The sequence below is a fragment of the Streptomyces antarcticus genome (assembly GCF_026627255.1).
Classification (GTDB): domain Bacteria; phylum Actinomycetota; class Actinomycetes; order Streptomycetales; family Streptomycetaceae; genus Streptomyces; species Streptomyces antarcticus.
In genome coordinates this window covers 522,449-546,929 of record NZ_JAPNLM010000001.1, presented here as the reverse complement: position 1 = coordinate 546,929, position 24,481 = coordinate 522,449, and the positions used below count along the sequence as shown (strand labels likewise).

The window sequence follows — 24,481 nt, the reverse complement described above, 5'->3', positions numbered from 1 at the left end:
GTGGGGGTGGTCCGGGTCGGACACGCGGGTCGCTGAGACGGGTGAGTTGGGGGTGGAGCGTGTTTGACTTGGCTATCTGTGGGCATGTCGACAAAACGCTGTAGTGACCTCACTGGCTGCGACATACCAGGTGTACGCGGGTAGCAGGTGATGCGACGATGGGATTTATGGGGGACAGGTCAACTCTGCTGGAGACAGGGCGGTTTGTGAGGGCGGAGGCCGAGCCGGATACGGGAGCCGGCGAGACGGTTCCCGCTGTCAACGCGCAGACCGTACTGACCGATGCGGATTTCGCGGAGGACATGTTCGCCGAGACCGACGCGGCGAGCGACGCCGAGCTCGAAGCCCGGCACCGGGTGGCCGCCGACAAGGGCGACCCCGGGGCCATGAGCGTGCTCGGCGCCCTCCTGCTGCGCCGCGGCGACCTGGACGGGGCCGAGCCCTACCTGCGCGGGGCGACCGGTGAAGGCGACCGGGCCGCCGCCAACAACCTCGGCGTGCTCCTTCACCAGCGGGGCTACCCGGAGGAGGCCGCCGGCTGGTGGCGGGTCGCCGCCGTGGCCGGATCCGCTCCGGCCGCGCACGCCCTGGGCCGCCACTTCCGCGAGCGCGGGGACGAGCCCGCCGCCGAGTACTGGATGCGCCAGGCGGCGGAGTCCGGCCACGCCCTGGGGGCGTACGGGCTGGCCGACCTGCTGGAGCACCGCGGGGACAAGGGCGTCGAGCGGTGGTTCCGGGCCGCCGCGGAGCAGGGGCACCGCGAGGCCGCGTACCGGCTGGCACGCCACCTGCGCAAGGGCGACCCCATCGAGGCCGAGCAGTGGTACCGGCAGGCCGCCGCGCGCGGGCACCGCCGGGCCGCGCTCCACCTGGGCGCGCTGCTGGAGGCGCGCGGGGAGCTCAAGGAGGCCGGGCGCTGGTACCTCACCTCCGCCAAGCAGGGGGAGGCGCGGGCCGCGTGCGCCCTCGGCTTCCTGCTGCGCGACGCCGGCGACGAGGAGAGCGCGGCCGCGTGGTGGAACCGGGCCGCGCGGGACGGCGACGGCAACGCGGCGAACGCGCTGGGCGCGCTGCACGCCGCGCGCGGGGAGACCCAGACCGCGGAGCGCTGGTACCGGTCCGCGATGGACGCGGGCGACCAGAACGGGGCGTACAACCTCGCTTTGCTGTGCGTCGCGCAGGACCGGACCGCGCAGGCCGAGCAGTGGTACCGGCGGGCCGCGTACGCGGGGCACCGCGAGGCGGCCAACGCGCTGGCCATCCTGCTGCTGCAGGGCGGCGACGCGGAGGGCGCCGAGCCGTGGTTCTCCAAGGCGGCCGAGGCGGGCAGCGTGGACGCCGCGTTCAACCTCGGCATCCTGTTCGCCAGCCGGGACGAGGACCGTACGGCCCTGAAGTGGTACGAGCGGGCCGCGTCGGCGGGGCACACCGACGCCGCGCTCCAGGTCGGGATCGCGCTGGTCCGCGACGGCGAGGAGCGGGCCGCCGAGCGGCACCTGCGGTGCGCGGCGGGCGGCGGGAGCGCGGAGGCGGCCTTCCGGCTGGCCTCGCTGCTGGAGTCGCTGGCCCCGCCGCCGGAGCCGGTGGCGCTGGGCGAGTCGGCGGGCGGCGCGGAGCGGACCGAGAGCGAGGAGTGGTACGAGCGGGCCGCCGAGCTGGGGCACCGCCGGGCGCAGGTGCGGGTCGGCATGCTCGCCGCCGCCCGCGGTGACCTGGCGGTCGCCGCGCGCTGGTACCGGGAGGCGGCCGAGGCCGGCTCCCGCAACGGGGCGTTCAACCTCGGGCTGCTGCTGGCCCGCGAGGGCAGCGAGCCCGAGGCGGCCCTGTGGTGGACCCGCGCGGCGGTCGCCGGGCACGGCCGCGCCGCGCTGCGGCTGGGCCTGCTGGCGGCCCGGCACGGGGATCTCGCGGAGGGCCAGAAGTGGTGCGTACGCGCCATGGAGCTGGGCCCGGCGGAGGTCTCGGAGCGGGCGCGCCGCTTGCGGGAGGCGCTGGCCGAGGAGCTGTCGGCCTGAGCCGCGGCAGTTTTGGCCCGCTCCCGCCCGGTGCGCGGCGGGCGCAGGGGCCCGGCCCGCCAATGGATTTGCATCTGCGGTCCGCGTCCCCGTACAGTCAGGTTTACCGACGCGGGGTGGAGCAGCTCGGTAGCTCGCTGGGCTCATAACCCAGAGGTCGCAGGTTCAAATCCTGTCCCCGCTACTGAAGGCCCGAGGCCCGGATCCCATGGATCCGGGCCTCGAGTCGTTTCCGGCCGCACACCCGGGTGGGGGCGGCCGTACGGAAAGAGGGGCCCGGAGCGTGTGCTCCGGGCCCCTCTTTGCATACGGCTCGCGGTCAGGCGCCCGCGCAGTTCGGGCAGACCCCGCGGTACGTCACCTCGACCGCCGACACCGTGAAGCCGAAGCGCTCCGTGTCCGGCAGGTCGGCCAGCGGGTCGCCCGCCGGGTGGACGTCGCGGATCGCACCGCACCGGGCGCAGACCAGGTGTTGGTGCGGCCGGTGGGCGTTGGGGTCGTACCGCTTGGCGCGGCGGTCCGTGGAGACCTCCAGGACCTCGCCGAGGGTGACGAGCTCGCCCAGGGTGTTGTAGACGGTCGCGCGGGAGATCTCGGGCAGTTTGGCCACGGCGCGCGCGTGCACCTCGTCGGCCGTCAGGTGAACGTGGTCACCGTCGAGCACCTCGGCCACGACGCGCCGCTGGGCCGTCATGCGCCAGCCGCGTCCGCGAAGTCGTTCCAGAAGGTCACTCATGAGCGCCAGCCTAACAGCGACGGAACTCGGTGTAACTCCCGAACCGGTATGGATTTGGATATCTGCTTGACTTAGACAATGTCCATTGTAGGATCGAGTACGGCTCAGGCCGAGGACGGGACATGCAGGACTCAGGAATGACGCAGGAGGCGCACGTGACGCAGGGACCGCTCACCACGGAGGCCGGGGCTCCGGTCGCCGACAACCAGAACAGCGAGACCGCCGGCGCCGGCGGCCCCGTACTGGTCCAGGACCAGCTGCTGCTGGAGAAGCTCGCGCACTTCAACCGCGAGCGCATCCCGGAGCGCGTGGTCCACGCCCGCGGCGCCGGCGCGTACGGCACCTTCACGCTGACCCGCGATGTCTCGCAGTGGACCCGGGCGGCGTTCCTGTCCGAGGTCGGCAAGGAGACCGAGACCTTCCTGCGCTTCTCCACGGTCGCCGGCAACCTCGGCTCCGCCGACGCGGTGCGCGACCCCCGCGGCTGGGCGCTGAAGTTCTACACCGAAGAGGGCAACTACGACCTCGTCGGCAACAACACCCCGGTGTTCTTCATCAGGGACGCCATCAAGTTCCCCGACTTCATCCACACCCAGAAGCGCGACCCGTACACGGGCTCGCAGGAGGCGGACAACGTCTGGGACTTCTGGGGTCTGTCGCCCGAGTCGACCCACCAGGTGACATGGCTGTTCGGCGACCGCGGCATCCCGGCGTCCTACCGCCACATGAACGGCTTCGGCTCGCACACGTTCCAGTGGAACAACGAGGCGGGCGAGGTCTTCTGGGTCAAGTACCACTTCAAGACCGACCAGGGCATCAAGAACCTCACCCAGGCCGAGGCCAACCGGCTCGCCGGCGAGGACCCCGACTCGCACCAGCGCGACCTGCGCGAGTCCATCGAGCGCGGTGACTTCCCGAGCTGGACCGTGCAGGTCCAGGTGATGCCGGCCGCCGAGGCCGCCGAGTACCGCTTCAACCCGTTCGACCTCACCAAGGTGTGGCCGCACGAGGACTACCCGCCGGTCGAGATCGGCAAGCTGGAGCTCAACCGCAACCCGGAGAACGTCTTCGCCGAGGTCGAGCAGTCGGTCTTCTCCCCGGCGCACTTCGTTCCCGGCATCGGCCCGTCCCCGGACAAGATGCTCCAGGGCCGCCTCTTCGGCTACGGCGACGCCCACCGCTACCGTGTCGGCGTCAACGCCGACCACCTGCCGGTGAACCGCCCGCACGCCACCGAGGCGCGGACGAACTCCCGCGACGGTCACCTGTACGACGGCCGCCACAAGGGTGCGAAGAACTACGAGCCCAACAGCTTCGGCGGCCCGCACCAGACGGACCGCCCGCTGTGGCAGCCCGTCCCGCTGACCGGCGGCACCGGCAACCACGCCGCGCCGGTCCACCGCGAGGACAACGACTTCGTCCAGGCGGGCAACCTGTACCGCCTGTACTCGGAGGACGAGAAGTCCCGTCTCGTGGAGAACCTGGCCGGCTTCATCGCCAAGGTCTCCCGCGACGACATCGCCGAGCGCGCGGTCAACAACTTCCGCCAGGCGGACGGCGACTTCGGCAAGCGGCTGGACGCCGCGGTCCAGGCCCTCCGCGGCTAGAACCCCGCCGCTCGCCGGAACAAGGAGGGCCGGATCCCCGACGGGGGTCCGGCCCTCCTGCCGTTCGGCCCGCCGGCTGGTCAGGCCGTTCGGCCCGCCGGTTCGGCCGGCCCGTTCAGCCCGCCGGTTCGGCCCGCCAGTTCGGCCGTGCGTCGCCGGACCGGGACCCAGCAGCGGATCACGTCGCGCACGGAGACTATGCCCACCGGGCCGCCGTGCTCCAGCACGATCAGATGCCGGAAGCCCCCGTGCACCATGGCCTCGGCGGCCTCCTGCACGGTGGCCTCCGGGGTGCAGAAGACGACGTTGTTGGTCGTGTGGGCCCCCACGGACTCGCGGTCGGGGTCGTGCCCCGCGCCGATGGAGTTGAGGATGTCGCGCTCGGTCAGGATGCCGACCCCGCTGTGCTCGGGGTCGAGGACGACGGCCGCGCCCACGCGCCGGGCGGACATCAGGCAGGCCGCCTGACGAAGGGTGTGCGCGGGTCCGAGGGTGAGGATCACGGAGCTCATAGCGTCGCGGACGAGCATGAAGAGAGCCACCTCCTGGGGTGAGTCCGCCCGCTTGGGTGGGTGCCGATTGAGAAGTCATTCACAAAGGCACAAGCGGGCGGATCCTCAGATTCCCACGGACGGGGGAGGCCGACAAGGAGGCGCGTAGCGCGCACCGTGCCCGCGCGTCCGCGCCGGAGCGGGGATCAGGCGCGCGGGCGCAGCAGCCCCAGCATCTCCTCGTGGAGCAGCCCGTTCGAGGCCGCCGCGTTCCCGCCGTGCACCCCGTCGGCCCCGTCCAGGCTGGTGAAGCGGCCGCCCGCCTCCTGGACCACCACCGCGATGGCGGCCATGTCCCACAGGTTCAGCTCCGGCTCGGCGCACAGGTCCAGCGAACCCTCGGCGACCATCATGTACGGCCAGAAGTCCCCGTAGCCGCGCGTGCGCCAGCAGGCGCGGGTCAGGTCCAGGAAGCCGGGGAGGCGGCCCTGCTCCTCCCAGCCGGTCAGCGAGGAGTACGCGAACGAGGCGTCACCCAGCCCGGCCACCTTCGAGACGCCGATCGCCGTCGTCGCGCCGAGCGCGCCGCCCGCGAACGCGCCGCCGCCCTGCGCCGCCCACCAGCGGCGGCCCAGCGCCGGCGCGGACACCACGCCGACCACCGGGCGGAACACGCCGTCGGCGTCCTCGGCCATCAAGGAGATCAGGGTGGCCCACACCGGGACCCCCCGCACGTAGTTCTTCGTGCCGTCGATCGGGTCCACGACCCAGCGGCGCGGACCGGATCCCTCCAGGCCGTACTCCTCGCCCAGGATCGCGTCGCCGGGGCGGGCGGCCGCGATTCCGGCCCGGATGATCTCCTCCGCGGCCTTGTCGGCCTCGCTCACCGGGGTCATGTCCGGCTTCGTCTCGACCACCAGGTCGAGGGCACGGAAACGCTCCATCGTGGCGGCGTCCGCCGCGTCGGCGAGGTCGAGGGCAAGGCGCAGGTCATCGTCATACTCGGACATGGCCGAACAGTATCGCGGCCGCCTCCGCGCCCGGGACGCGCCCTTGACAGGATCTGTCGCCCCGTCAACTCTGGCGGAGGGGGTCCGGCGGGAAAGCCCGTCGGGACGCCCGGAGGGGGGAGGCGACCCATGCCGGCAGCCCGGGAGTCCTTACTGGACGCGGCGGGAGCGGTGCTCTCGGCCCGGCCCTGGCCCGCCGTCACGATGGTCGAGGTGGCCGCGGCCGCCGGAGTGTCCCGCCAGACCCTCTACAACGAGTTCGGGGGCAAGGCCGGGCTGGGCCGCGCCCTGATCCGGCGGGAGGCCGACCGGTACCTCGACGGGGTGGACCGGGCCCTGTCCGCTCCGGCCGCGGACGCCGAACGGCTCGCCGCCGTCGCGGAGTGGACCGTACGGGCGGCGCGCGCGCATCCCCTCGTACGGGCCCTGCTCACCGGGGCCTGGGACCCGCGGCTGCCCGCCGCCGGGCGGGCGCCGGGGCCGGGAGAGCTGGCGCGCGCCGTGCGCGACCGGGCCGCCGGAGCGCTGGCCCCCCGGGAGGACGCCCGGCGGTGCGAGCTGGTCGTACGGCTCGCCCTGTCCTACGTGATCGCCCCCGGGGAGGAACCGGACGCGCGGGAGATGCTGCGGCTGCTCAGTGACCCGACCCGGACAGCTGGAGACCGATGACGCCCAGGATGACCAGCGAGATCGAGACGAGCTTGAGGGTGGAGACCAGGTCGCCGAGGAAGACCATGCCGTAGATCGCCGTCCCGGCCGCTCCGATGCCCGTCCACACCGCGTACGCCGGGCCGACGTCCAGCTTCTTGAGCGCCAGCGTCAGCAGGCCGAAGCTGCCGAGCGCGAAGCACGCGAAGGCGATGGTCGGCCAGAGCCGGGTGAACCCGTGGGACAGCTTGAGGCAGACCGCGAAACCGGTCTCCAGGATCCCCGCGACCACGACCAGCAGCCACGCCATGTCGAATGCCTCCCCGCCTCACGTGGCGCGGCCGGGGCCGGAGTCCGGCCCGGGGCCTGCGCGCCACTTGGTGCGCTTATGCATTTACCAGGCGTGGCCGTCCGCAAACCCCGCCGGAGTGCTGCGGCAGGCCGCCGCAGGGCCGGTCAGTCGCCGTCGCGGCGCTCGCGGGTCTCCAGGAGCCGCCGCAGCGAATACAGCCGGGCCTGGTCCGCGTGGCCGTCCTCCACCCACTTGTCGAGCGCGCAGCCCGGCTCGTGGTGGCTGCAGGCGCGCGGGCACCCCTCCGTACCGGGCACCAGGTCGGGGAAGGCCAGGATCACCCGGGACGGGTCCACGTGGTGCAGGCCGAAGGAGCGCACGCCCGGGGTGTCGATGACCCATCCGTCGCCCGAGGGCAGCGGCAGGGCCAGCGCCGAGGTGGTGGTGTGACGGCCGCGGCCGGTGACCGCGTTGACGTGCCCGGTGGCGCGCTGGCGGCCCTCGGCGACCAGCGAGTTCACCAGGGTGGTCTTGCCGACGCCCGAGTGCCCGACGAAGGCGGTGATCCGGCCGTTGAGGCGCTCGCGCACCCGCTCGGCGGCGTTGCCCGTCGCCAGCTCCTCGCGGTTGGTGACGACGTAGTTCAGGCCGAAGGTCGAGTAGATCTCCAGGATCTTGTCGGCGGACGTCAGGTCGGACTTCGTGAGCACCAGCAGGGGCTCCAGCCCCGCGTCGTACGCCGCCACCAGGCAGCGGTCGATCATGCGAGGCCGCGGCTCCGGATCGGCCAGGGCCGTGACGATCGCGAGCTGGTCGGCGTTGGCGACGACCACCCGCTCGTACGGGTCGTCGTCGTCCGCGGTGCGCCGCAGGACCGAGCGGCGCTCCTCGATCCGCACGATCCGGGCGAGGGTGTCCTTCTTGCCGGAGAGGTCACCGACGATCCAGACCCGGTCGCCGACCACCGCCGCCTTGCGGCCCAGCTCGCGGGCCTTCATCGCGTGCACGGTGCGGTCCTCGACCAGACAGGTCAGCCTGCCGCGGTCGACGGTGAGGACGAAGCCCTCCGAGGCGTCCTCGTGCTTGGGCCGGATGGTGGTCCGGGGCCGGTTGCCCTTGCGGTTGGGGCGGGACCGGATGTCGTCCTCGTCGGTGTTCTTGCCGTACCTGCGCATGACGGGCCCTACGCTCCCGCACCCGCTCCGGCCCGGGATGGGCCGCCGGGGGACGTCCTGGAGGCACCGGAGGCACCGGCACCGGAGGCACCGGCACCGGCGGTGCCGGAGGCCGCGGGCGCGCCGGGCGTCGAGGCGAGCATGTCCGCCCACATCGCAGGGAAGTCCGGCAGGGTCTTGGCGGTCGTCGCCACGTTCTCGATGAGCACCCCGTCCACCGCCAGGCCGAGCACCGCGCCCGCGGTGGCCATCCGGTGGTCGTCGTACGTGTGGAAGGTGCCGCCGTGCAGCGCGCGCGGCCGGATGTGCAGCCCGTCCGCGGTCTCGGTGACGTCGCCGCCGAGCGCGTTGATCTCCTTGGTGAGCGCGGCCAGCCGGTCCGTCTCGTGCAGGCGCAGGTGCTGGACCCCGCGCAGGACCGACTCCGAGTCGGCCAGGGCCGCCACCGCGGCGATGCCCGGGGTGAGCTCGCCGACCTCGCCCAGGTCCACGTCGATGCCGTGGATCGTGCCGGTGCCGGTGAAGACCAGGCCGTCGTCGGTCAGCTCGCAGGAGCCGCCCATCTCGGTGAAGATCCGGCGCAGCGCGTCGCCGGGCTGCGTGGTGCGTCGCGGCCAGTCCGGGATCGTGACCGTGCCGCCGGTGATCAGAGCGGCCGCCATGAAGGGCTGGGCGTTGGAGAGGTCCGGCTCCACGACCATGTCGCGGCCGAGCAGCGCGCCGGGGGAGACCCGCCACACGTTCTTCTCGCCGCCGGCCTCCGGGGTGTCCACCTGCGCGCCCGCCGCGCGCAGCATCTCCACGGTCATCCGGATGTGCGGCATCGACGGCAGGTTGGTGCCCACGTGCCGCACCTCGACGCCCTGGTTGAAGCGCGGGGCGGAGAGCAGCAGCGCGGAGACGAACTGGGAGGAGTTGGTCGCGTCGATCTCGACGACCCCGCCCTCCAGGGCCCCGCCGCCGTGGACCGTCAGCGGCAGCGCGCCCCGGCCGTCGTCGTCGATCCGGGCGCCCAGCGAGCGCAGCGCGGTGATGACCTGGCCCAGCGGACGCTCGTAGGAGCGGGGGTCGCCGTCGAAGCGGATGTCGCCCGCGGCGAGGGTGGCGACGGGCGGCAGGAAGCGCATGACCGTACCCGCGTTGCCGACGTCGACCGTGGCCGGGCCGTGCAGCGCCGCCGGGATGACCCGCCAGGCCTCGCCGCTCGCGCCGTCCCCGGCGGAGCTGGAGGACACGGTCTCCTCGATGCCCACGCCCATCGCGCGCAGGGCGTCGGACATCAGCTGGGAGTCGCGCGAACGCAGCGGACGGCGCACCCAGCCGGGCTCGGAGGCGAGGGAGGCCAGGACCAGGGCCCGGTTGGTGACCGATTTGGACCCGGGCACCGTGACGGTGGCGTGTACGGCCGCTTCGGCGAGCGGAGCGGGCCAGAGGGCGGGGAGCGCGGGGGAATCGGTCATGGCCCCCACTTTAGTGGCTCCGCCCGGCGCCGGATCTTGATCGCGACGCCGTCTCAGAGGCCGAGCAGCCAGCGGCCGCCGCCGACGAGCGAGCAGAGCGCGACGACGTGGAAGAGGACCAGCCACACCACCGGGTGGACGTGCGTGAGGCGCCCCAGCTGGTCGGCGTCGGAATCCGGTGCGCCGCCGTGGCGCCGCTTGCCCTGGAGCTCGAAGACCGGCCGCACCCCGCCCAGCAGCAGGAACCACACCACCGCGTACGCGAAGAGGGCCTGGACCTGCGCCGGCGCCAGCCAGGACACCAGCAGGAAGGTTCCGCCGGTCAGGACCACCGTCAGGGCCCCGTACGCGTTGCGGATCATCACCAGCATCACCACGAGCAGGGCGGTCGCCGCCCACAGCAGCAGCGTGATCCGGTGCGCGGACAGCAGCGCGGCCCCGCCCAGCCCGAGCAGCGAGGGCGCGGTGTACCCGGCGGCCGCGGTCAGGATCATGCCGAGGCCGGTCGGCTTGCCCCGGCTGACGGTGACGCCGCTGGTGTCGGAGTGCAGGCGTATCCCGTCCAGGCGGCGCCCCGTGAGCAACGCCAGCAGGCCGTGCCCGCCCTCGTGCGCGATGGTGACGGCGTTGCGCGAGAGCCGCCACAGCGGTCGCGGCCCCACGGCGGCCAGCGCCGCGAGCCCCGTCACGATCACCAGCCACAGGTCGGGCGCCGTCTGTATCCCCGTGAGCCGGTCCCAGAGGCCGGCCGTCGAGCTGCTGTCCATGAAGTGGCGGACTCCTTGCGGTGGTGGTCGGGCGCCATGGCAGTGTGGCAGCCATGTGCGGACGGTATGCGGCGAGTCGGAGCCCCGAGGACCTCGTGGAGGCCTTCGGCGTCGAGAAGTGGGAGCCGGAGGAGTCCCTGGAGCCCGACTGGAACGTGGCGCCGACCAAAGAGGTCCTCGTCGTCCTCGACCGTCCCGTGAGAGACGCTCCGGACCCGCGTCCGGTTCGCCAGCTCCGCGTCCTGAAGTGGGGGCTGGTGCCGTCCTGGGCCAAGAACCCCGACGGCGCCGCCCGGATGATCAACGCCCGGTCCGAAACGCTGCACGAGAAGCCGTCGTTCCGGCGGCCGTTCGCACAGCGCCGCTGCATCGTCCCCGCCGACGGCTACTACGAGTGGGTCACCGCCCACGACGAGCGGCAGCTGGAGGTCGAGGGGAAGAAGAAGCGGGCGCGCAAGCAGCCGTACTTCGTGCTGCCCGCCGACGGCTCCGTCTTCGCCATGGCCGGCCTGTACGAGTTCTGGCGCGACGCGACCCTGCCCGCCGACCACCCCCGGGCCTGGTGGGCGACCTGCTCGGTGATCACCGCCGAGGCCGAGACCGGGCCGCTGGGCGTGGCCCCCGCCGAGGGACCCGCCTCGCTCGCCGACATCCACCCCCGGATGCCGCTCATGCTCACCCCCGACCGCTGGGACGCCTGGCTGGACCCCGCCCGTACCGACGCCGACGAACTGCGGGAACTGCTGGCGCCGCCGCCGGGCGGGCTGATGCGGGCCTACCCCGTCTCCACCGCCGTCAGCAACGTCCGCAACAACGGCCCCGAGCTGCTGGACGAGCTGGCCGCGCCGGAAGAGGCGACGCTCTTCTGACCGGCGCCGACCCGGCATGATCGGCGCATGACCCCGCGTACCGAAAGCGTCGACACCCCGCCCGGCGAGGCCCGCGTCACCTGGCACACCGCCCCCGCCGCCCGCCTCGTGCTCGCCGTCGGCCACGGCGCCGGCGGCGGCATCGAGGCCCGCGACCTCCAGGCACTGGCCGCCGCCCTGCCCGCGCGCGGGATCACCGTGGCCCTGGTCGAGCAGCCCTGGCGGGTCGCCGGGAAGAAGGTGGCCGCCGCGCCCAAGGTGCTGGACGAGGGCTGGCGCGGGCTCTGGCCGGTGCTCGCACGCCCCGGACTGCCGGTGGTCGCGGGCGGCCGCAGCGCCGGGGCCCGGGTGGCCTGCCGGACCGCCGCCTCCCTCGGCGCCGCCGGGGTGCTCGCGCTGGCGTTCCCGCTGCACCCGCCCGGCCGCCCCGAGAAGTCCCGCGCCGACGAGCTGCTCGGCGCCGGCCGGCCCGTCCTCGTGGTGCAGGGCGGCCGGGACGCCTTCGGACGCCCCGGGGAGTTCCCGGCGCCGGGCGGGCAGGACCCGTACGAGCTCGTCGAGGTGCCCGGCGGCGACCACGGCTTCGCGGTCCTGAAGCGGGCGCCGACCACCCAGCGGCAGGCCCTCGACGTGATCACCGACGCGGTGGGCGGATGGCTGGAGCGGCTCGTCCCCTGACCGGCGACCCGGCACGTTCCCGCGGCGGATTCCGGGACCGGCGCGCGCACCGCCTTCCCGCGGCACGGCGGGGCGCGACACCCGCCGCCCGCCGGGGAATGCGCCGTACGGCCCTTCTGTTGTCCCGGATGTCGGTACGCACGGAAATTCGCCCGAGGAGAGGAAGCGCATGACCCAGGTCATCAGCCAGAACCACAGGCAGGCCGCTGACCTGGACTGGACGGTGCTGCCCGGGCCCAAGCGCGGCTCGCTTCGAGCGGCGGAGGGCAGGGAAGGTCGACTATTCTCCGATGCGAGCGGATCCGCTTTCGGAGCCGCCACGCTGTCGGAGGAGGTGGGTCCTGTCGCTGGGACCGACGAAGGCCACGCGGAGGAGACGACCCCGGAGCGCAACGCGCGCTTCGAGCGGGATGCCCTCGGGTACCTCGACCAGATGTACTCGGCCGCGCTGCGCATGACGCGCAACCCGGCCGACGCCGAGGACCTGGTCCAGGAGACGTACGCGAAGGCATACGCGTCCTTCCACCAGTTCCGCGAGGGCACCAACCTGAAGGCCTGGCTCTACCGCATCCTGACCAACACGTTCATCAACTCCTACCGCAAGAAGCAGCGCGAGCCCCAGCGCAGCGCCGCGGAGGAGATCGAGGACTGGCAGCTTGCGCGCGCCGAGTCGCACATGTCGACCGGACTGCGCTCCGCCGAGTCGCAGGCGCTCGACCACCTGCCCGATTCGGATGTGAAGGAAGCCCTTCAGGCCATTCCGGAGGAGTTCCGCATCGCGGTCTATCTCGCCGACGTCGAGGGCTTTGCGTACAAGGAGATCGCGGACATCATGGGTACACCCATCGGTACGGTCATGTCGCGACTGCACCGTGGCCGCCGTCAACTCCGCGGAATGTTGGAGGACTACGCCCGCGAGCGCGGGCTGGTGCCCGCCGGCGGGGGAGAGTCGAACGACCGGAAAGGCTCGGGCTCATGAGTTGCGGAGAGCCGCACGAGACGGAGTGCGCTGAGGTCCTGGACCACCTGTACGAGTTTCTCGACCACGAGATGCCCGACAGCGACTGCACGAAGTTCGAGACACACTTCGGCGAGTGCAACCCCTGCCTTGAGAAGTACGGCCTGGAGCAGGCCGTGAAGAAGCTGGTCAAGCGCTGCTGCGGGTCCGACGACGTGCCGAGCGACCTGCGCTCGAAGGTCATGGGCCGGATCGAGCTGATCCGGTCGGGCCAGGCGGTGCCGGACCACGACGTCACCGCCGACAACCCGGCCACCGGCTGATCCGGCCGTCGGCTGGTCCGGTCACCGGCTGACGCCGTTCGAACCACCGCCCCCGGAAAGGCACCTCGTTCACCCGAAGGTGCGAATCCGGGGGCGTCCGCTTGGCGCAATGCGGAAATGTGGCCCGCCGGGATCGGGGCCCGCCTAGTCTCCCCATTCGGTACTGGTTGGATTCGGTACCCGGCTTGGACGGCACAGGGGAGGAGAGCGCCATGCGGGCACTTCCGCCGGCGGCGCGCGCATACATCCTCTGCGGCGTCCTCGCGGCCCTCGCCTGCGTCACCCCCGCACTCACCGGCGCCGCCACCCCCTGGGCGGCGGTGGCCCTGCTGTCCGTGCTCTACCTCGGCTGCGAACTCGTCAGGTTCTGCCCGCTGCTGGGCGCACGGGTCCCCGACGGCATCGGCTCCTTCTTCCCCGTCCTGCTCGCCGCCGTGTTCCTGCTGCCGCCCGCGTCCGCCGCGCTCGTCGCGGTCCCCGGCGGCCTCGCCGGGACCGTGGCCGAGCGGCCCGTCCGGGTGCGCCGGGTGTGGCACTGCGCGCAGCAGGCGATGGCCGCCTGGGCCGCCGGGCAGGCGTTCGGGCTGCTGGGCGGCCCGGCCGCGCTCGGCTCGCGGGGCGCGGCCGCCGGGCCCGCGGGCTCCGCCGTCTCCTCCGGGGCCTCCGGACCGGGCGTCTGGCTCGCCGACTTCCCGTACGTACTGCTCCCCGCGGCCGCCGCCGCCGTCGTCTTCTGCCTCGTGCTCACCGCCCTCGACGGGGGCGTCCTGGTCACCGCCGAGCGCCGTCCCGCGGCCACGGCCTGGCGCGGGCCGCTCACCCGGTCCCTCGCCCCGCACTGCGTGCACGGTCTGGCCGGGCTGATGATGGCCGTCATGTGGCGCAGCCCGTACGGGCTGACGGCCGCGCTCCTGGTCCTGCTGCCGATGTACATCTCCTGCTGGGTCTTCGCCCAGTACCACCGCGAGCGCGCCGCCCACCGGGCCACCATCCGCGCCCTGGTCCAGGCCGTCGACATCAAGGACCGCTACACGCGCGGCCACAGCGAGCGGGTCGGCCAGGCCTCCGCGATGATCGCCCGCGAGCTGGGCATGGCCGAGGACCGCCTCGAAGTCGTCCGCATCGCCGGGATCCTGCACGACGTCGGCAAGCTCGGAGTCCCCACCCGGCTGCTGCGCAAGGACGGGCCGCTCACCCCCGAGGAGCGCCGGATCATCGAACTGCACCCCGAGTACGGGCACGAGATGGTGCGCGGCATCGGCTTCCTGGGGGAGGCGCGGTCCGCGATCCTGCACCACCACGAGCGGATCGACGGCTCCGGATACCCGTACGGGCTGACCGGCGACCAGATCCCGGTACTGGCCCGGGTGGTGGCGGTGGCCGACGCCTTCGACGCGATGACCTCCACCCGCTCCTACAGCCGGGCCCGCCCGGTGCCGACCGCCCTGGCCGAGCTGGAGCGCTGCGCGGGGGCGCAGTTCGACCCGGCCGTGGTGCTGGCGCTGACCGAGGCCATCGGGCGGCACGGCTGGCATCCCGTGGTCACCTCCGACGAGGACCTCCAGGTGATCGGCGCTCCCGGACCGGCGCCGACCGGCCCCGGCCCGGGCGGCGGTGCGGGCGGCGGCTCGGGCCATGGCCCGGGCGGCGGTCCTGCCGCCGGTGGGGGCGGCGCCGGTGCGGGGCTGCCGGGGCTCCCGGCCCAGGGGCGCGACGCCGCCGCCCCGGACCAGCCGGGGAACGGGGACCGGGCCGTCTTCCAGGGCGCGGGCCGGCCGTTCAAGGGCCCCGGCGGGCCGCCCGGCGGGGCCCGAGCAGGAACCTTCCGGCCCGCCGGCGACCGGCGCGGTCCGGGAGCCGGAGCGTGAAGGGGACCGCGGACCGGAGCCCCCGGCGGGGCGGGGACCGGAGCCCCCGGGGCGCGATGGGCGCTCCCCGGCGGGGCGCCGTGTGGGGCTACCGGGCGGGGGGTGCGTGGAGCGTCCGCGGGGCCGCCGCGTGGAGCGTCCGCGGGGCCGCCGCGCTCATCACCGTCGCGGCCCTCGGGCACACCCTGTGGAACGGGGTCCTGGAGCCCGGCGTGGCCCTGGCCTTCGGCACCCTCGTCACGGTCGGCGAGCTCGCCCGCCGCGACCGGCGCCCCGGCCCCCGCGCCGCCGGCCGCGCCGACGCCTTCGCCGAGTGCCCCGGGCCCGTACCGGCCGAGGACCGCCGGCCCGCCCCGCTCGGCTCCGCCGGAGCCCTCGCGTACGCCCTGCTCGGGCAGAACGCCGGGCTGCCCTCCCACCACGGGGTCCTCCAGACCGTCGCGGTGGTGGTCGCCGCCGCCCTCGTCGGCGTCGTCCCGCACATCGCCCGGGGCAGCGGCCCCGCCTTCGACCACGTGGCCCGCCGGGTCCTGACCGTCGCGTTCGCCGCCGCCTGTTTCCAGCCGCTCTACAACTCCGGCCGGCTGGAGCAGTGGCTCGGCCAGAGTCCGTACCTGGTCCTCTTCCTGCTCTTCCTGCTCTTCCTCACCGCCCTGTGCGACGCCGTACTCGCCGCGGCCCTGGCCGGGGCCCGGACCGGATGGCCGTACGGGCCGCTGCTGCGCGACGAGCTGCGCGCCCAGCGGGGCATCGGCTCGGCGATCTGCGCCACCGGGGTCGTCATGGCCCTGGGCGTGGCCGTCGCCGGGCTGTGGGCCCTGCCCGTCTTCAGCGTGCCCCTGCTGCTGACCCAGATGTCCTTCCACCGGATCACCGCGATCCGCACCACCTACCGCCAGACCATCACCTCCCTGGCCCGGGCCACCGAGATCGCCGGATACACCCGGCCGGGCCACTCCCGCCGGGTCGCCTCGCTCAGCTGCGCCGTCGGCCGGGAGCTGGGCCTGTCGGAGCGGGAGCTCACCGTGCTGGAGTACGCCGCCCTGATGCACGACATCGGCCAGCTGTCCCTGGTCGACCCGGTCCCGGACGGGGCGACCGCCGAGCTGCCCGCCGCCGAGGCCCGCCGGATCGCCGGGCTGGGCGGGGAGGTGGCCCGGCAGACCGGGGTGCCCGCCGCGGTCGCGGTGGTGGTGGAGCGGCAGGCCGATCCGTACCGGGATCAGCCGGTGGCCGCCCGGATCGTGCGCGCGGTGAACGCGTACGACGACCTGGTCGCGGGCAGTCGTCACCCGGGCGGCTCACTGGCCGCCCTGGAGCAGTTGCGGCTGGGCACCGGGCGGGACTACGAGCCGGAGGTCGTGGAGTCTCTGGCGAGGGTTCTGGCCAGGGAGGGACATGACAGAGTTGTTCCCGTCCCGCCTGGGTAACCCATGGGTAATGAGCGGCCGTCCGAGCGGGCATGGTTGGATGCCAGTAAGAGGGACCGTGAAGTGTCCGCAAGGCTGCACCGTTGGACCGGCAGGCGGGAATCGTGAGGATCTTCGGAAAGGTACGCCATCGGCCCTCCGCCTCGTGGCGGCAGGCCACCGACCGCGCGTTCACGCTGATCGGAGACGGTCGGTACGAGGACGCGGGAGCGCTGCTGACCAGAGCGGCGGACCTGGAACCGTGGCTGTCCGAGTCCTGGTTCAATCTGGCCCTGCTGCACAAGTTCCGGCACGACTGGGAGCAGGCGCGGGCCGCCGGGCTGCGCGCCGTGGCCCTGCTGGACCGCGAGGCCGGCGCCCCGGACTGGTGGAACGTCGGGATCGCGGCCACCGCGCTGCAGGACTGGCCGCTGGCCCGCAGGGCCTGGCAGGCGTACGGGCTGAAGGTGCCCGGGGACTCCCACGGCTCGGGAGCGGGCGGGAAGTCCGGCGGCGAGCCGGTTGGCATGGAGCTGGGCAGCGCCGCCGTGCGGCTGTCGCCCGAGGGCGAGGCCGAGGTGGTCTGGGGCCGCCGGCTGGACCCGGCCCGGCTGGAGGTCCTGTCGATCCCGCTGCCGTCGTCCGGGCGGCGCTGGGGCGAGGTCGTGCTCCACGACGGGGTGCCGCACGGGGAGCGGGTGACCGCGGCCGGCCCCTCGTACCCGGTCTTCGACGAGATCGAGCTGTGGGCGCCGTCGCCGGTGCCGACCTGGGTGGTGCTGCTGGAGGCGGCGACCGAGGCGGACCGTGACGCGCTGGAGCAGCTGGCGTCGGACGCGGGCTTCGCCGCCGAGGACTGGTCCTCGTCGGTGCGGCTGCTGTGCCGCACCTGCTCGGAGAGCGAGATGCCGAGCGACGAGGGCGACGGGGAGCACCTGGACCCGCACGACCACAGCGAGCCGGGACACCCCGGGCCGCTGGGGCACCGTACGGCCGGCTCCGGTTCGCTGTGGGTGCCGGAGCGGGAATGCGGGATCGCGGCGCCGGCCGGCCTGGTGCGCGGGCTGCTCGACGGCTGGGTCGCCGACAGTCCGGACAGCCGTGAGTGGCGGGATCTCGAAGAAGTCTGCTGAGCCGGGGCCGTAGGCTGTACGGGCACATCGGTGGCCATTGGCGACCATCGGTGCCAGGACTTACGGAAGGCGTACGGCGGACATGGCGCAGCAGGAGAACGAGGTCGTCGAGAACCTGAACGACGGGTACGTCGTGGACACCGAGGGCTGTGCGGAGCGCGAGCTCGCCCACCGCGAGCGTGGCACCGCCCGTCCGATCACGGTGGTCGGCAACCCGGTCCTGCACCGGGAGTGCAAGGACGTCACCGAGTTCGGCGACGAGCTGGCGCAGCTGATCGACGACATGTTCGCCAGCCAGAAGGCCGCCGAGGGCGTGGGCCTGGCCGCGAACCAGATCGGCGTCGACGCGAAGGTCTTCGTCTACGACTGCCCGGACGACGACGGCAACCGGCACACCGGTGTCGTGGTCAACCCCAAGCTCGTGGAGCTGCCGACGGGCGCACGGGTCCTCGACGACTCCAACGAGGGCTGCCTGTCGGTCCCGACGGCGTACGCCTCGCTGGCCCGCCCGGACTACGCCGAGGTCACCGGCCAGGACGCCCGGGGCAACCCGATCAAGGTGCGCGGAAGCGGTTACTTCGCGCGCTGCCTGCAGCACGAGACCGACCACCTGTACGGGTACCTGTACATCGACCGGCTCTCGAAGCGCGACCGCAAGGACGCGCTGCGGCAGATGGAAGAGGGCACCCCGCGCTACGAGACCGTTCCGAACGCCTGACCGGTACGGGCGCCGGGCTCCGGCCGCCGCGCACACGTCGACAGGGCCCCGCTCCGGGAGAGGAGCGGGGCCCTGCCGTGTGCGTCGGAGGCGGCCGGCGCGGCGCGTACGCCGCGGCGCGCGGCGGCGGGCTACTTGCCTGCCGAACCCCAGCCGCTGTCCGCGGGCTTGGCCCCCCAGCCGCTGTCGGCGGGGGCCGAACCCCAGCCACTGTCGGCGGGAGCGGCACCCCAGCCGCTGTCCGCGGACGCGGTGGCGGCCGCACCACCGACGAGCAGCGCGGCGAACGCGGCGGCGGTGAGAATGCGAGCGGTACGGGACATACAGGCCCTCCTGGGCTTGGTGAGAGGTGCGGGGCCCGGGCGCTGTGCGGGCGGTCGGGCCGGGCAATGCTCACCGTACGTCATCGACCGGCTACGAATGGGGCCGGTTTGGGTCAACTGTTCCCACGGTTTCGGCCAGTCGCATATCGGTCAACCGATCGGGGTCCGCGCGTACGGGCAGCGGGGTCCACGCCTGCGGGAGGCCGGTCAGGCCACCGCCCGGGGCCCCCGGAAGGCCCGGCGGAACGAGTTCGGGGTCGTGCCCAGGGCCCGCAGGAAGTGGTGGCGCAGCGCGGCCGCGTTGCCGAAGCCGCAGCGCCCGGCGATAGCGTCGACCGTCTCGTCGGTGGACTCCAGCAGCTCCTGGGCGAGCAGGACCCGCTGACGCAGCACCCACTGGTACGGGGTGCTCCCGGTCTCCTGGAGGAAACGGCGGGCGAACGTGCGGGGGGACAGGTGGGCACGCTCCGCGAGCTGCTCGACGCTGATCTCGTCCGCCAGGTGGCGCGCCATCCACGCGATCACCTCGCCGACCGTGTCGCAGGAGGTGCGGGGGAGCGGCCGCTGGATGTACTGGGCCTGGCCGCCGTCCCGGTGCGGGGGGACGACCATCCGGCGCGCGATGGTGTTGGCCACCTCGGCGCCCTGCTCCTGCCGTACGACGTGCAGGCACGCGTCGATCCCGGAGGCCGTGCCCGCCGAGGTGATCACCGGGCCCTCGTCCACGTACAGCACGTCGGGGTCGACCCGCGCCCGCGGGTAGCGGCGGGCCAGGGCCGGGGCGTGCATCCAGTGCGTGGTGCAGCGCCGGTCGTCGAGCAGGCCGGCCGCGCCCAGCATGAAGGCGCCGCTGCACACGCTCAGCACGCGCGCGCCGCGGTCCACGGCCCGGTGCAGGGCGTCCAGCATCGGCTGCGGGTAGTCACGGGTGGGCGCGTCGCGGTCGGCGGGGAGGCAGATCAGGTCCGCCTCCTCCAGCCGGTCGGGCCCGTGGGGGAGGGTGAGGCTGTAATGGCCGTCGCCGACGGAGAGGGGGTTGTCCTCCATCGCGCAGACGGCGAAGTCGTACGTCGGCAGGTCCATCGCGCTGCGGTCGATCCCGAAGACCTCGCAGAAGATGCCCATCTCGAACGGGGCGACCCCGTTCACCACGGCCACGGCCACGTTGTTCAGCATGACTCCAGTGTGGCAGTAATTCGTACTTCCGTGACAGTCCTGCCACTGTTCGATGTGCGCCGCGGTCGCGAGAGTGGGGTCATGAACACGTTCTTCGACTACCTCACCGTCCTCGCCATCGCGACACTGCTCGCCGGCCCGGCCCTCTACGGAGCCCTCGGCGACCACCGCACCGACCGCCAACTCCGCACCGCGCCCCGGGGACGCCCGCGGCATCCGCGGACCGTCCGGGACGCCCGCCGGGGGCCCCGCCCGGCGGCGCCTCGCATCGCCGTGCGGCACGCGCCCGGCCGTTGATCCCGGCCGTTGACCCCGGTCGGTCCGGCGCCGTGCCCACGGCAGTGCGTCCCCGCCCCCGGATCTCCCGGGAGCGGGGACGCGCTCACACCGGCCGGGCCGGACCGGAGACGCGGACTAGAAGGGACTAGAAGTCCTCGTCCAGGTCGACCGTGCCCTCGACCGCGACCTGGTAGGCCGACGGGCGGCGCTCGAAGAAGTTCGTCAGCTCCTGCACGCCCTGGAGCTCCATGAAGGAGAACGGGTTCTGCGAGCCGTACACCGGCGGGAAGCCGAGACGGACCAGGCGCTGGTCCGCGACGCACTCCAGGTACTCGCGCATCGACTCGGTGTTCATGCCCGGCAGGCCGTCGCCGCACAGGTCGCGGCCGAACTGGAGCTCCGCCTCGACGGCTTCCCGCAGCATGTCGGTGACCTGCTGCCGCAGGGCGTCGTCGAACAGCTCCGGCTCCTCCTTGCGGACCGTGTCGATGACCTCGAAAGCGAAGCTCATGTGGGCGCTCTCGTCGCGGAAGACCCAGTTCGTGCCGGTGGCCAGGCCGTGCAGCAGGCCGCGCGAGCGGAACCAGTACACGTACGCGAAGGCGCCGTAGAAGAACAGGCCCTCGATGCACGCGGCGAAGCAGATCAGGTTCAGCAGGAAGCGGCGCCGGTCGGCGGCCGTCTCCAGCCGGTCGATCTTCTCGACCGAGTCCATCCACTTGAAGCAGAACTGCGCCTTCTCGCGGATCGAGGGGATCTCCTCGACCGCGTCGAACGCGGCCGCCCGGTCGTCCGGGTTGGGCAGGTAGGTGTCGAGCAGCGTCAGGTAGAACTGGACGTGCACGGCCTCCTCGAACAGCTGGCGCGACAGGTACAGGCGCGCCTCCGGGGAGTTGATGTGCTTGTACAGCGTCAGGACGAGGTTGTTCGACACGATCGAGTCGCCCGTCGCGAAGAACGCGACCAGCCGGCCGATCATGTGCTGCTCGGAGGGCGTCAGCTTCGCCAGGTCGGCGACGTCCGAGTGGAGGTCGACCTCCTCCACCGTCCACGTGTTCTTGATCGCGTCGCGGTAGCGCTCGTAGAAGTCCGGGTAGCGCATCGGACGGAGCGTGAGCTCGAAGCCCGGGTCCAGCAGGTTCTTGGTGACAGGGGTGCCGGCACGAAGTGCCGTCGTTGAGGGGCGGTGGTCGGGTGACGGGTGGGCGGAGCTCATTACTGGCAGGCCTCGCAGGACTCGGGGTTCTCAAGGGAGCAGGCCAGCGCGTCGGCGTCGACGGCCTGCGGAAGCGGTGTGGCGGACGCCGGCACGGCGGAGGCGGGCGCGGGGACGGCCGAACCGGAGGCCGCGCGGGCGATCTTCGTCGCCGGGCGCGAGCGCAGGTAGTACGTCGTCTTCAGGCCCTGCTTCCAGGCGTACGCGTACATCGAGCTGAGCTTGCCGATGGTGGGCGTCTCCAGGAACAGGTTCAGCGACTGCGACTGGTCGAGGTACGGGGTACGGGCCGCCGCCATGTCGATCAGGCCGCGCTGCGGGATCTCCCACGCCGTGCGGTACAGCTCGCGCACCTCGGCCGGGATCCAGCCGAAGCCCTGGACGGAGCCGCTGGCCTCGCGCAGTGCCTCGCGGGTCTGGGCGTCCCACACGCCGAGCCGCTTCAGCTCGGCCACCAGGTAGGCGTTGACCTGGAGGAACTCACCGCTCAGCGTCTCGCGCTTGAAGAGGTTGGAGACCTGCGGCTCGATGCACTCGTACACGCCCGCGATGGAGGCGATCGTCGCCGTCGGGGCGATGGCGAGGAGCAGCGAGTTGCGCATGCCGGTCTTCGCGATCCGGGCGCGCAGCGCGTCCCAGCGCTCCGGCCAGTTCTGCTCGACCTCGTAGTGGTCGGGGTGCAGCACGCCGCGGGCGGTGCGGGTCTGCTCCCAGGCGGGGAGCGGGCCGTTCTTCTCGGCGAGGTCGCAGGAGGCCTCGTACGCGGCGAGCATGATCCGCTCGGAGAGCTTCGTGGACAGCGTCCGCGCCTCGGGGGAGTCGAAGGGCAGCTTCAGCCGGAAGAAGACGTCCTGGAGGCCCATGGCACCCAGACCCACCGGGCGCCAGCGGGCGTTGGAGCGGCCCGCCTGCTCGGTCGGGTAGAAGTTGATGTCCACCACGCGGTCCAGGAAGGTCACGGCGGTGCGGACGGTCTCGTCCAGGCGCTCCCAGTCGATGTCGCCGGTCTCCGCCAGGACGAAGGCGCCCAGGTTGACCGAGCCGAGGTTGCAGACGGCCGTCTCGCCGTCGTTGGTGACCTCGATGATCTCGGTGCAGAGGTTGGAGGAGTGGACGACGGTGCCCGGCTCGGCGGTCTGGTTCGCCGTGCGGTTGGAGGCGTCCTTGAAGGTCATCCAGCCCTGGCCGGTCTGTGCGAGGGTGCGCATCATCCGGCCGTACAGCTCGCGGGCGGGAATGGTCTTGCGGGCCAGGCCCGCCGCCTCGGCCTCGCGGTACGCGGCGTCGAAGTCGTCGCCCCACAGGTCCACCAGCTCGGGGACCTCGGCCGGGGAGAACAGCGACCAGTCGGCGTCGGCGTTCACGCGGCGCATGAACTCGTCCGGCACCCAGTGGGCGAGGTTCAGGTTGTGCGTGCGGCGCTGGTCCTCGCCGGTGTTGTCGCGCAGCTCCAGGAACTCCTCGATGTCCGCGTGCCAGGTCTCCAGGTAGACGGCCGCGGCGCCCTTGCGGCGGCCGCCCTGGTTCACCGCGGCGACGGAGGCGTCGAGGGTCTTCAGGAACGGGACGATGCCGTTGGAGTGGCCGTTGGTGCCGCGGATCAGCGAACCGCGGGCGCGGATGCGGGAGTACGAGAGGCCGATGCCGCCGGCGTGCTTGGAGAGGCGCGCGACCTGGTGGTAGCGGTCGTAGATCGAGTCGAGCTCGTCCAGCGGGGAGTCCAGCAGGTAGCAGGAGGACATCTGCGGGTGCCGGGTGCCGGAGTTGAAGAGCGTGGGGGAGGACGGCAGGTAGTCGAGGCGGCTCATCAGCCGGTACAGCGAGGCCACTTCCTCGACGGCCTGGACGCCGCCGATCTCACCGTCGGGCCCGGTTTCGGCGAGACCGCAGGCCACGCGCAGCATGAAGAACTGCGGGGTCTCCACGACCTGACGGGTGATCGGGTGGCGCAGCAGGTAGCGGCTGTGCAGGGTGCGCAGGCCGAAGAAGCCGAAGCGGTCGTCGGCGCCCTCGGCGAGCGCGTGCTCGACCAGCGCGTCCAGGCGGGCCGCGTGGGCCGCGACGAACGCGGCGGTGCGGTCGGCGATCAGGCCCTCGCGGTGGCCCACGGCGACGGACGCGGAGAACGAGGTGGCACCCTGGCCGGCGGCCTCCCCGGCCACGGCCAGCGTCAGCAGGCGGGCGGCGAGGCGGGAGTACGCCGGATCCTCGGAGATGAGCCCCGCGGCGGCCTCGGTGGCCAGCCCGCGCAGCTCGGCCTCGTCGGCGATGGAGCTGCGGCCGCGCAGCGCGGCGGCGGCGACCCGGCCGGGGTCGGTGTCGGGCAGGTCGGCCGTCAGTTCGGTGAGGGTACGCAGGAGTGCGGCCCCGGGACCTTCGCCAGATCCATGAAGAGCCGTGGACGGAACGGACTCGGCGCGCGGTGCGGAAGGCGCGATGGTCACGGGGGTTGCTCTCCCTCGCTCGGCCCGGTCATCGGCGGGGCGGGGTGCGAGGGGCGCATGCGGGACAGCGCACGCGTCGGCCCGGACAGGGCAGGCAGCTCGTGCACCGCATGGCGTCCACCGGCCCAACCGCGAGGCCCGGACGTGTCGGCGCCCGGTTCGGTCGAGCCGGGCGCGCTGTCGGCAGGCCCTCGGACTTGTAGGTACACCAATCGGTGCACTTCATACCGTTGCGGGACAGTTCCGGATTCGCACCGGATTCCCCTGCGGCGACAGCAGCCCTGAGCATACATGTGGGGGCGCCCCTCTGTGGAAGCCCCCACATGTTGTGTCGGCGCGGCTACAGCTTCAGCCGGTACGTCAGCAGGGTGAGGCCCTCGACCGGCGCCCAGTCCCGCTCCGGAGTGCGTTCGAAACCGAGCCGGGAGTAGATCCGGTGGGCCCCGGCCATGCTCCGCTGAGTGGAGAGGACCATCGTGGAAACCCCCTCGATCGCCCGCGCCCGGTCCAGGCAGGCCCGTACCAGCGCCTCGCCGGCGCCCTGCCCGCGGCCCTCCCGGGCCACGGCGAGCATCCGGAACTCGGCCTCGTCCGGGCCGGCGATGTCGGCGAGCGGGCTCCCGGGCTCGGCGAAGGTCACTCCGCCGAGGATCCGCCCGCCGCGCTCGGCGACGAGCACCTCGGCCAGGGCGGCCCGGCCCGCCACGTCGCGCAGGACGCTCAGGTAGGCGTCGTTCTCGATCTCGTCCAGATGCCCGTCGGCGAGGTAGGCCTGCGCCGTGATCTCGCCCAGCTCCGCGTACTCGGCGGGCAGCGCCGCCCTGATCACCATGTCCATGCGGTCGAGTGTGCAGGACGGGTACCGGTGCCCGGCGCTATCGTCGGA

At 73.2% G+C, this 24,481-nt stretch carries 24 protein-coding genes, 1 tRNA gene and 1 riboswitch; of the genes, 13 read left to right on the top strand and 12 right to left on the bottom strand.

The features are described from left to right. Positions 1-158 precede the first annotated feature (158 nt). Complete coding sequence (locus tag OTB16_RS02490; protein WP_267718044.1) at positions 159-2,015, top strand: tetratricopeptide repeat protein; 1,857 nt, start codon at positions 159-161, stop codon at positions 2,013-2,015. A 110-nt stretch (positions 2,016-2,125) separates the two neighbouring features. Continuing rightward, positions 2,126-2,199 (top strand) — tRNA-Met (locus OTB16_RS02485). A 135-nt stretch (positions 2,200-2,334) separates the two neighbouring features. Here the strand turns inward: OTB16_RS02485 and OTB16_RS02480 are convergent. After that, on the bottom strand, positions 2,335-2,751 hold the full coding sequence (locus OTB16_RS02480; protein ID WP_267718042.1) for a Fur family transcriptional regulator: 417 nt from the start codon (positions 2,749-2,751) through the stop codon (positions 2,335-2,337). A gap of 137 nt (positions 2,752-2,888) precedes the next feature. On the opposite strand from OTB16_RS02480, the gene OTB16_RS02475 reads away from it, so the two are divergent. Beyond that, the gene (locus OTB16_RS02475) at positions 2,889-4,358 is read left to right on the top strand and encodes a catalase (protein ID WP_269288644.1); all 1,470 of its coding nucleotides are present in this window, start codon (positions 2,889-2,891) and stop codon (positions 4,356-4,358) included. Between the two features lie 80 nt (positions 4,359-4,438). On the opposite strand, the gene OTB16_RS02470 is transcribed toward OTB16_RS02475, so the two are convergent. Then, complete coding sequence (locus OTB16_RS02470; protein WP_267718038.1) at positions 4,439-4,888, bottom strand: CBS domain-containing protein; 450 nt, start codon at positions 4,886-4,888, stop codon at positions 4,439-4,441. Positions 4,889-5,055: 167 nt separating this feature from the next. After that, positions 5,056-5,859, bottom strand: a complete 804-nt coding sequence (gene hisN / locus OTB16_RS02465) for a histidinol-phosphatase (protein WP_267718036.1) — start codon at positions 5,857-5,859, stop codon at positions 5,056-5,058. A gap of 129 nt (positions 5,860-5,988) precedes the next feature. Between hisN and OTB16_RS02460 the strand changes: the two genes are divergently transcribed. Continuing rightward, entirely contained in the window at positions 5,989-6,528 is a 540-nt protein-coding gene (locus tag OTB16_RS02460; RefSeq protein ID WP_267718034.1) for a TetR/AcrR family transcriptional regulator, read from the top strand. Here OTB16_RS02460 and OTB16_RS02455 read toward each other — a convergent pair. From OTB16_RS02455 to OTB16_RS02440, 4 genes are all read right to left on the bottom strand, one after another. Then, positions 6,494-6,817 (bottom strand): DMT family transporter, encoded by a 324-nt coding sequence (locus OTB16_RS02455; RefSeq protein ID WP_267718032.1) that lies wholly within the window; start codon positions 6,815-6,817, stop codon positions 6,494-6,496. The two genes, OTB16_RS02460 and OTB16_RS02455, sit on opposite strands and share 35 nt — an antisense overlap. Positions 6,818-6,963: 146 nt before the next feature. Beyond that, the gene (gene rsgA / locus OTB16_RS02450) at positions 6,964-7,974 is read right to left on the bottom strand and encodes a ribosome small subunit-dependent GTPase A (protein WP_267718030.1); all 1,011 of its coding nucleotides are present in this window, start codon (positions 7,972-7,974) and stop codon (positions 6,964-6,966) included. An 8-nt stretch (positions 7,975-7,982) separates the two neighbouring features. Next, on the bottom strand, positions 7,983-9,434 hold the full coding sequence (aroA, locus tag OTB16_RS02445) for a 3-phosphoshikimate 1-carboxyvinyltransferase (protein WP_267718028.1): 1,452 nt from the start codon (positions 9,432-9,434) through the stop codon (positions 7,983-7,985). Positions 9,435-9,487: 53 nt separating this feature from the next. After that, positions 9,488-10,201 (bottom strand): M50 family metallopeptidase, encoded by a 714-nt coding sequence (locus OTB16_RS02440; protein ID WP_267718026.1) that lies wholly within the window; start codon positions 10,199-10,201, stop codon positions 9,488-9,490. A gap of 53 nt (positions 10,202-10,254) precedes the next feature. Between OTB16_RS02440 and OTB16_RS02435 the strand changes: the two genes are divergently transcribed. The 8 genes from OTB16_RS02435 (at position 10,255) to def (ending at position 18,157) form a co-directional block, all read left to right on the top strand. Next, positions 10,255-11,070, top strand: coding sequence for an SOS response-associated peptidase (locus OTB16_RS02435; RefSeq protein WP_267718023.1), 816 nt, complete (start codon positions 10,255-10,257; stop codon positions 11,068-11,070). 27 nt (positions 11,071-11,097) lie between these two features. Beyond that, positions 11,098-11,748, top strand: a complete 651-nt coding sequence (locus OTB16_RS02430) for an alpha/beta hydrolase family protein (RefSeq protein WP_267718022.1) — start codon at positions 11,098-11,100, stop codon at positions 11,746-11,748. Positions 11,749-12,082: 334 nt separating this feature from the next. Further along, complete coding sequence (locus tag OTB16_RS02425; RefSeq protein ID WP_267718386.1) at positions 12,083-12,727, top strand: sigma-70 family RNA polymerase sigma factor; 645 nt, start codon at positions 12,083-12,085, stop codon at positions 12,725-12,727. Beyond that, complete coding sequence (gene rsrA, locus OTB16_RS02420; protein ID WP_267718020.1) at positions 12,724-13,029, top strand: mycothiol system anti-sigma-R factor; 306 nt, start codon at positions 12,724-12,726, stop codon at positions 13,027-13,029. Before OTB16_RS02425 ends, rsrA begins: the two co-directional genes overlap by 4 nt. Before the next feature lie 212 nt (positions 13,030-13,241). Next, positions 13,242-14,897, top strand: coding sequence for an HD-GYP domain-containing protein (locus OTB16_RS02415; RefSeq protein WP_267718018.1), 1,656 nt, complete (start codon positions 13,242-13,244; stop codon positions 14,895-14,897). A gap of 56 nt (positions 14,898-14,953) precedes the next feature. Continuing rightward, positions 14,954-16,327, top strand: a complete 1,374-nt coding sequence (locus tag OTB16_RS02410; protein WP_420717609.1) for an HD-GYP domain-containing protein — start codon at positions 14,954-14,956, stop codon at positions 16,325-16,327. A 104-nt stretch (positions 16,328-16,431) separates the two neighbouring features. Next, a complete protein-coding gene (locus OTB16_RS02405) occupies positions 16,432-17,439 on the top strand; it encodes a tetratricopeptide repeat protein (protein ID WP_267718013.1) in 1,008 nt (335 codons plus the stop codon). Positions 17,440-17,521: 82 nt separating this feature from the next. Next, a complete protein-coding gene (gene def / locus OTB16_RS02400; protein WP_267718012.1) occupies positions 17,522-18,157 on the top strand; it encodes a peptide deformylase in 636 nt (211 codons plus the stop codon). A gap of 131 nt (positions 18,158-18,288) precedes the next feature. Here def and OTB16_RS02395 read toward each other — a convergent pair whose 3' ends face one another. Together OTB16_RS02395 and OTB16_RS02390 are read right to left on the bottom strand one after the other, a co-directional pair. After that, a complete protein-coding gene (locus OTB16_RS02395) occupies positions 18,289-18,480 on the bottom strand; it encodes a hypothetical protein (protein WP_267718010.1) in 192 nt (63 codons plus the stop codon). A gap of 207 nt (positions 18,481-18,687) precedes the next feature. After that, positions 18,688-19,656, bottom strand: a complete 969-nt coding sequence (locus OTB16_RS02390; protein ID WP_267718008.1) for a helix-turn-helix domain-containing protein — start codon at positions 19,654-19,656, stop codon at positions 18,688-18,690. A gap of 81 nt (positions 19,657-19,737) precedes the next feature. Here OTB16_RS02390 and OTB16_RS02385 point away from each other — a divergent pair, with 81 nt between their 5' ends. Then, positions 19,738-19,953, top strand: coding sequence for a hypothetical protein (locus OTB16_RS02385; protein ID WP_267718006.1), 216 nt, complete (start codon positions 19,738-19,740; stop codon positions 19,951-19,953). A 127-nt stretch (positions 19,954-20,080) separates the two neighbouring features. On the opposite strand, the gene OTB16_RS02380 is transcribed toward OTB16_RS02385, so the two are convergent. The 3 genes from OTB16_RS02380 to OTB16_RS02370 all read right to left on the bottom strand — a co-directional run bounded on the left by OTB16_RS02380 (position 20,081) and on the right by OTB16_RS02370 (position 24,433). Next, the gene (locus tag OTB16_RS02380; protein ID WP_267718385.1) at positions 20,081-21,037 is read right to left on the bottom strand and encodes a ribonucleotide-diphosphate reductase subunit beta; all 957 of its coding nucleotides are present in this window, start codon (positions 21,035-21,037) and stop codon (positions 20,081-20,083) included. A 113-nt stretch (positions 21,038-21,150) separates the two neighbouring features. After that, positions 21,151-23,595, bottom strand: a complete 2,445-nt coding sequence (locus OTB16_RS02375; RefSeq protein ID WP_420717592.1) for a ribonucleoside-diphosphate reductase subunit alpha — start codon at positions 23,593-23,595, stop codon at positions 21,151-21,153. Between the two features lie 177 nt (positions 23,596-23,772). Then, a riboswitch (adenosylcobalamin-variant (AdoCbl-variant) riboswitch) is annotated at positions 23,773-23,871 on the bottom strand. 64 nt (positions 23,872-23,935) lie between these two features. Further along, positions 23,936-24,433: a GNAT family N-acetyltransferase gene (locus OTB16_RS02370; protein WP_267718004.1), complete on the bottom strand. Its 498-nt coding sequence runs from the start codon at positions 24,431-24,433 to the stop codon at positions 23,936-23,938. Between the last annotated feature and the right edge of the window lie 48 nt (positions 24,434-24,481).

Coding starts and splice junctions, on each gene's coding strand:
- OTB16_RS02460 (WP_267718034.1), top strand. CDS start 5,989: ATGCCGGCAGCCCGGGAGTCCTTACTGGACGCGGCGGGAGCGGTGCTC.
- rsgA (WP_267718030.1), bottom strand. CDS start 7,974: ATGCGCAGGTACGGCAAGAACACCGACGAGGACGACATCCGGTCCCGC.
- OTB16_RS02395 (WP_267718010.1), bottom strand. CDS start 18,480: ATGTCCCGTACCGCTCGCATTCTCACCGCCGCCGCGTTCGCCGCGCTG.
- def (WP_267718012.1), top strand. CDS start 17,522: ATGGCGCAGCAGGAGAACGAGGTCGTCGAGAACCTGAACGACGGGTAC.
- OTB16_RS02455 (WP_267718032.1), bottom strand. CDS start 6,817: ATGGCGTGGCTGCTGGTCGTGGTCGCGGGGATCCTGGAGACCGGTTTC.
- OTB16_RS02440 (WP_267718026.1), bottom strand. CDS start 10,201: ATGGACAGCAGCTCGACGGCCGGCCTCTGGGACCGGCTCACGGGGATA.
- rsrA (WP_267718020.1), top strand. CDS start 12,724: ATGAGTTGCGGAGAGCCGCACGAGACGGAGTGCGCTGAGGTCCTGGAC.
- aroA (WP_267718028.1), bottom strand. CDS start 9,434: ATGACCGATTCCCCCGCGCTCCCCGCCCTCTGGCCCGCTCCGCTCGCC.
- OTB16_RS02435 (WP_267718023.1), top strand. CDS start 10,255: ATGTGCGGACGGTATGCGGCGAGTCGGAGCCCCGAGGACCTCGTGGAG.
- OTB16_RS02415 (WP_267718018.1), top strand. CDS start 13,242: ATGCGGGCACTTCCGCCGGCGGCGCGCGCATACATCCTCTGCGGCGTC.
- OTB16_RS02385 (WP_267718006.1), top strand. CDS start 19,738: ATGAACACGTTCTTCGACTACCTCACCGTCCTCGCCATCGCGACACTG.
- OTB16_RS02430 (WP_267718022.1), top strand. CDS start 11,098: ATGACCCCGCGTACCGAAAGCGTCGACACCCCGCCCGGCGAGGCCCGC.
- OTB16_RS02470 (WP_267718038.1), bottom strand. CDS start 4,888: ATGCTCGTCCGCGACGCTATGAGCTCCGTGATCCTCACCCTCGGACCC.
- OTB16_RS02390 (WP_267718008.1), bottom strand. CDS start 19,656: ATGCTGAACAACGTGGCCGTGGCCGTGGTGAACGGGGTCGCCCCGTTC.
- OTB16_RS02370 (WP_267718004.1), bottom strand. CDS start 24,433: ATGGACATGGTGATCAGGGCGGCGCTGCCCGCCGAGTACGCGGAGCTG.
- hisN (WP_267718036.1), bottom strand. CDS start 5,859: ATGTCCGAGTATGACGATGACCTGCGCCTTGCCCTCGACCTCGCCGAC.
- OTB16_RS02380 (WP_267718385.1), bottom strand. CDS start 21,037: ATGCGCTACCCGGACTTCTACGAGCGCTACCGCGACGCGATCAAGAAC.
- OTB16_RS02490 (WP_267718044.1), top strand. CDS start 159: ATGGGATTTATGGGGGACAGGTCAACTCTGCTGGAGACAGGGCGGTTT.
- OTB16_RS02480 (WP_267718042.1), bottom strand. CDS start 2,751: ATGAGTGACCTTCTGGAACGACTTCGCGGACGCGGCTGGCGCATGACG.
- OTB16_RS02410 (WP_420717609.1), top strand. CDS start 14,954: ATGGGCGCTCCCCGGCGGGGCGCCGTGTGGGGCTACCGGGCGGGGGGT.
- OTB16_RS02475 (WP_269288644.1), top strand. CDS start 2,889: ATGACGCAGGAGGCGCACGTGACGCAGGGACCGCTCACCACGGAGGCC.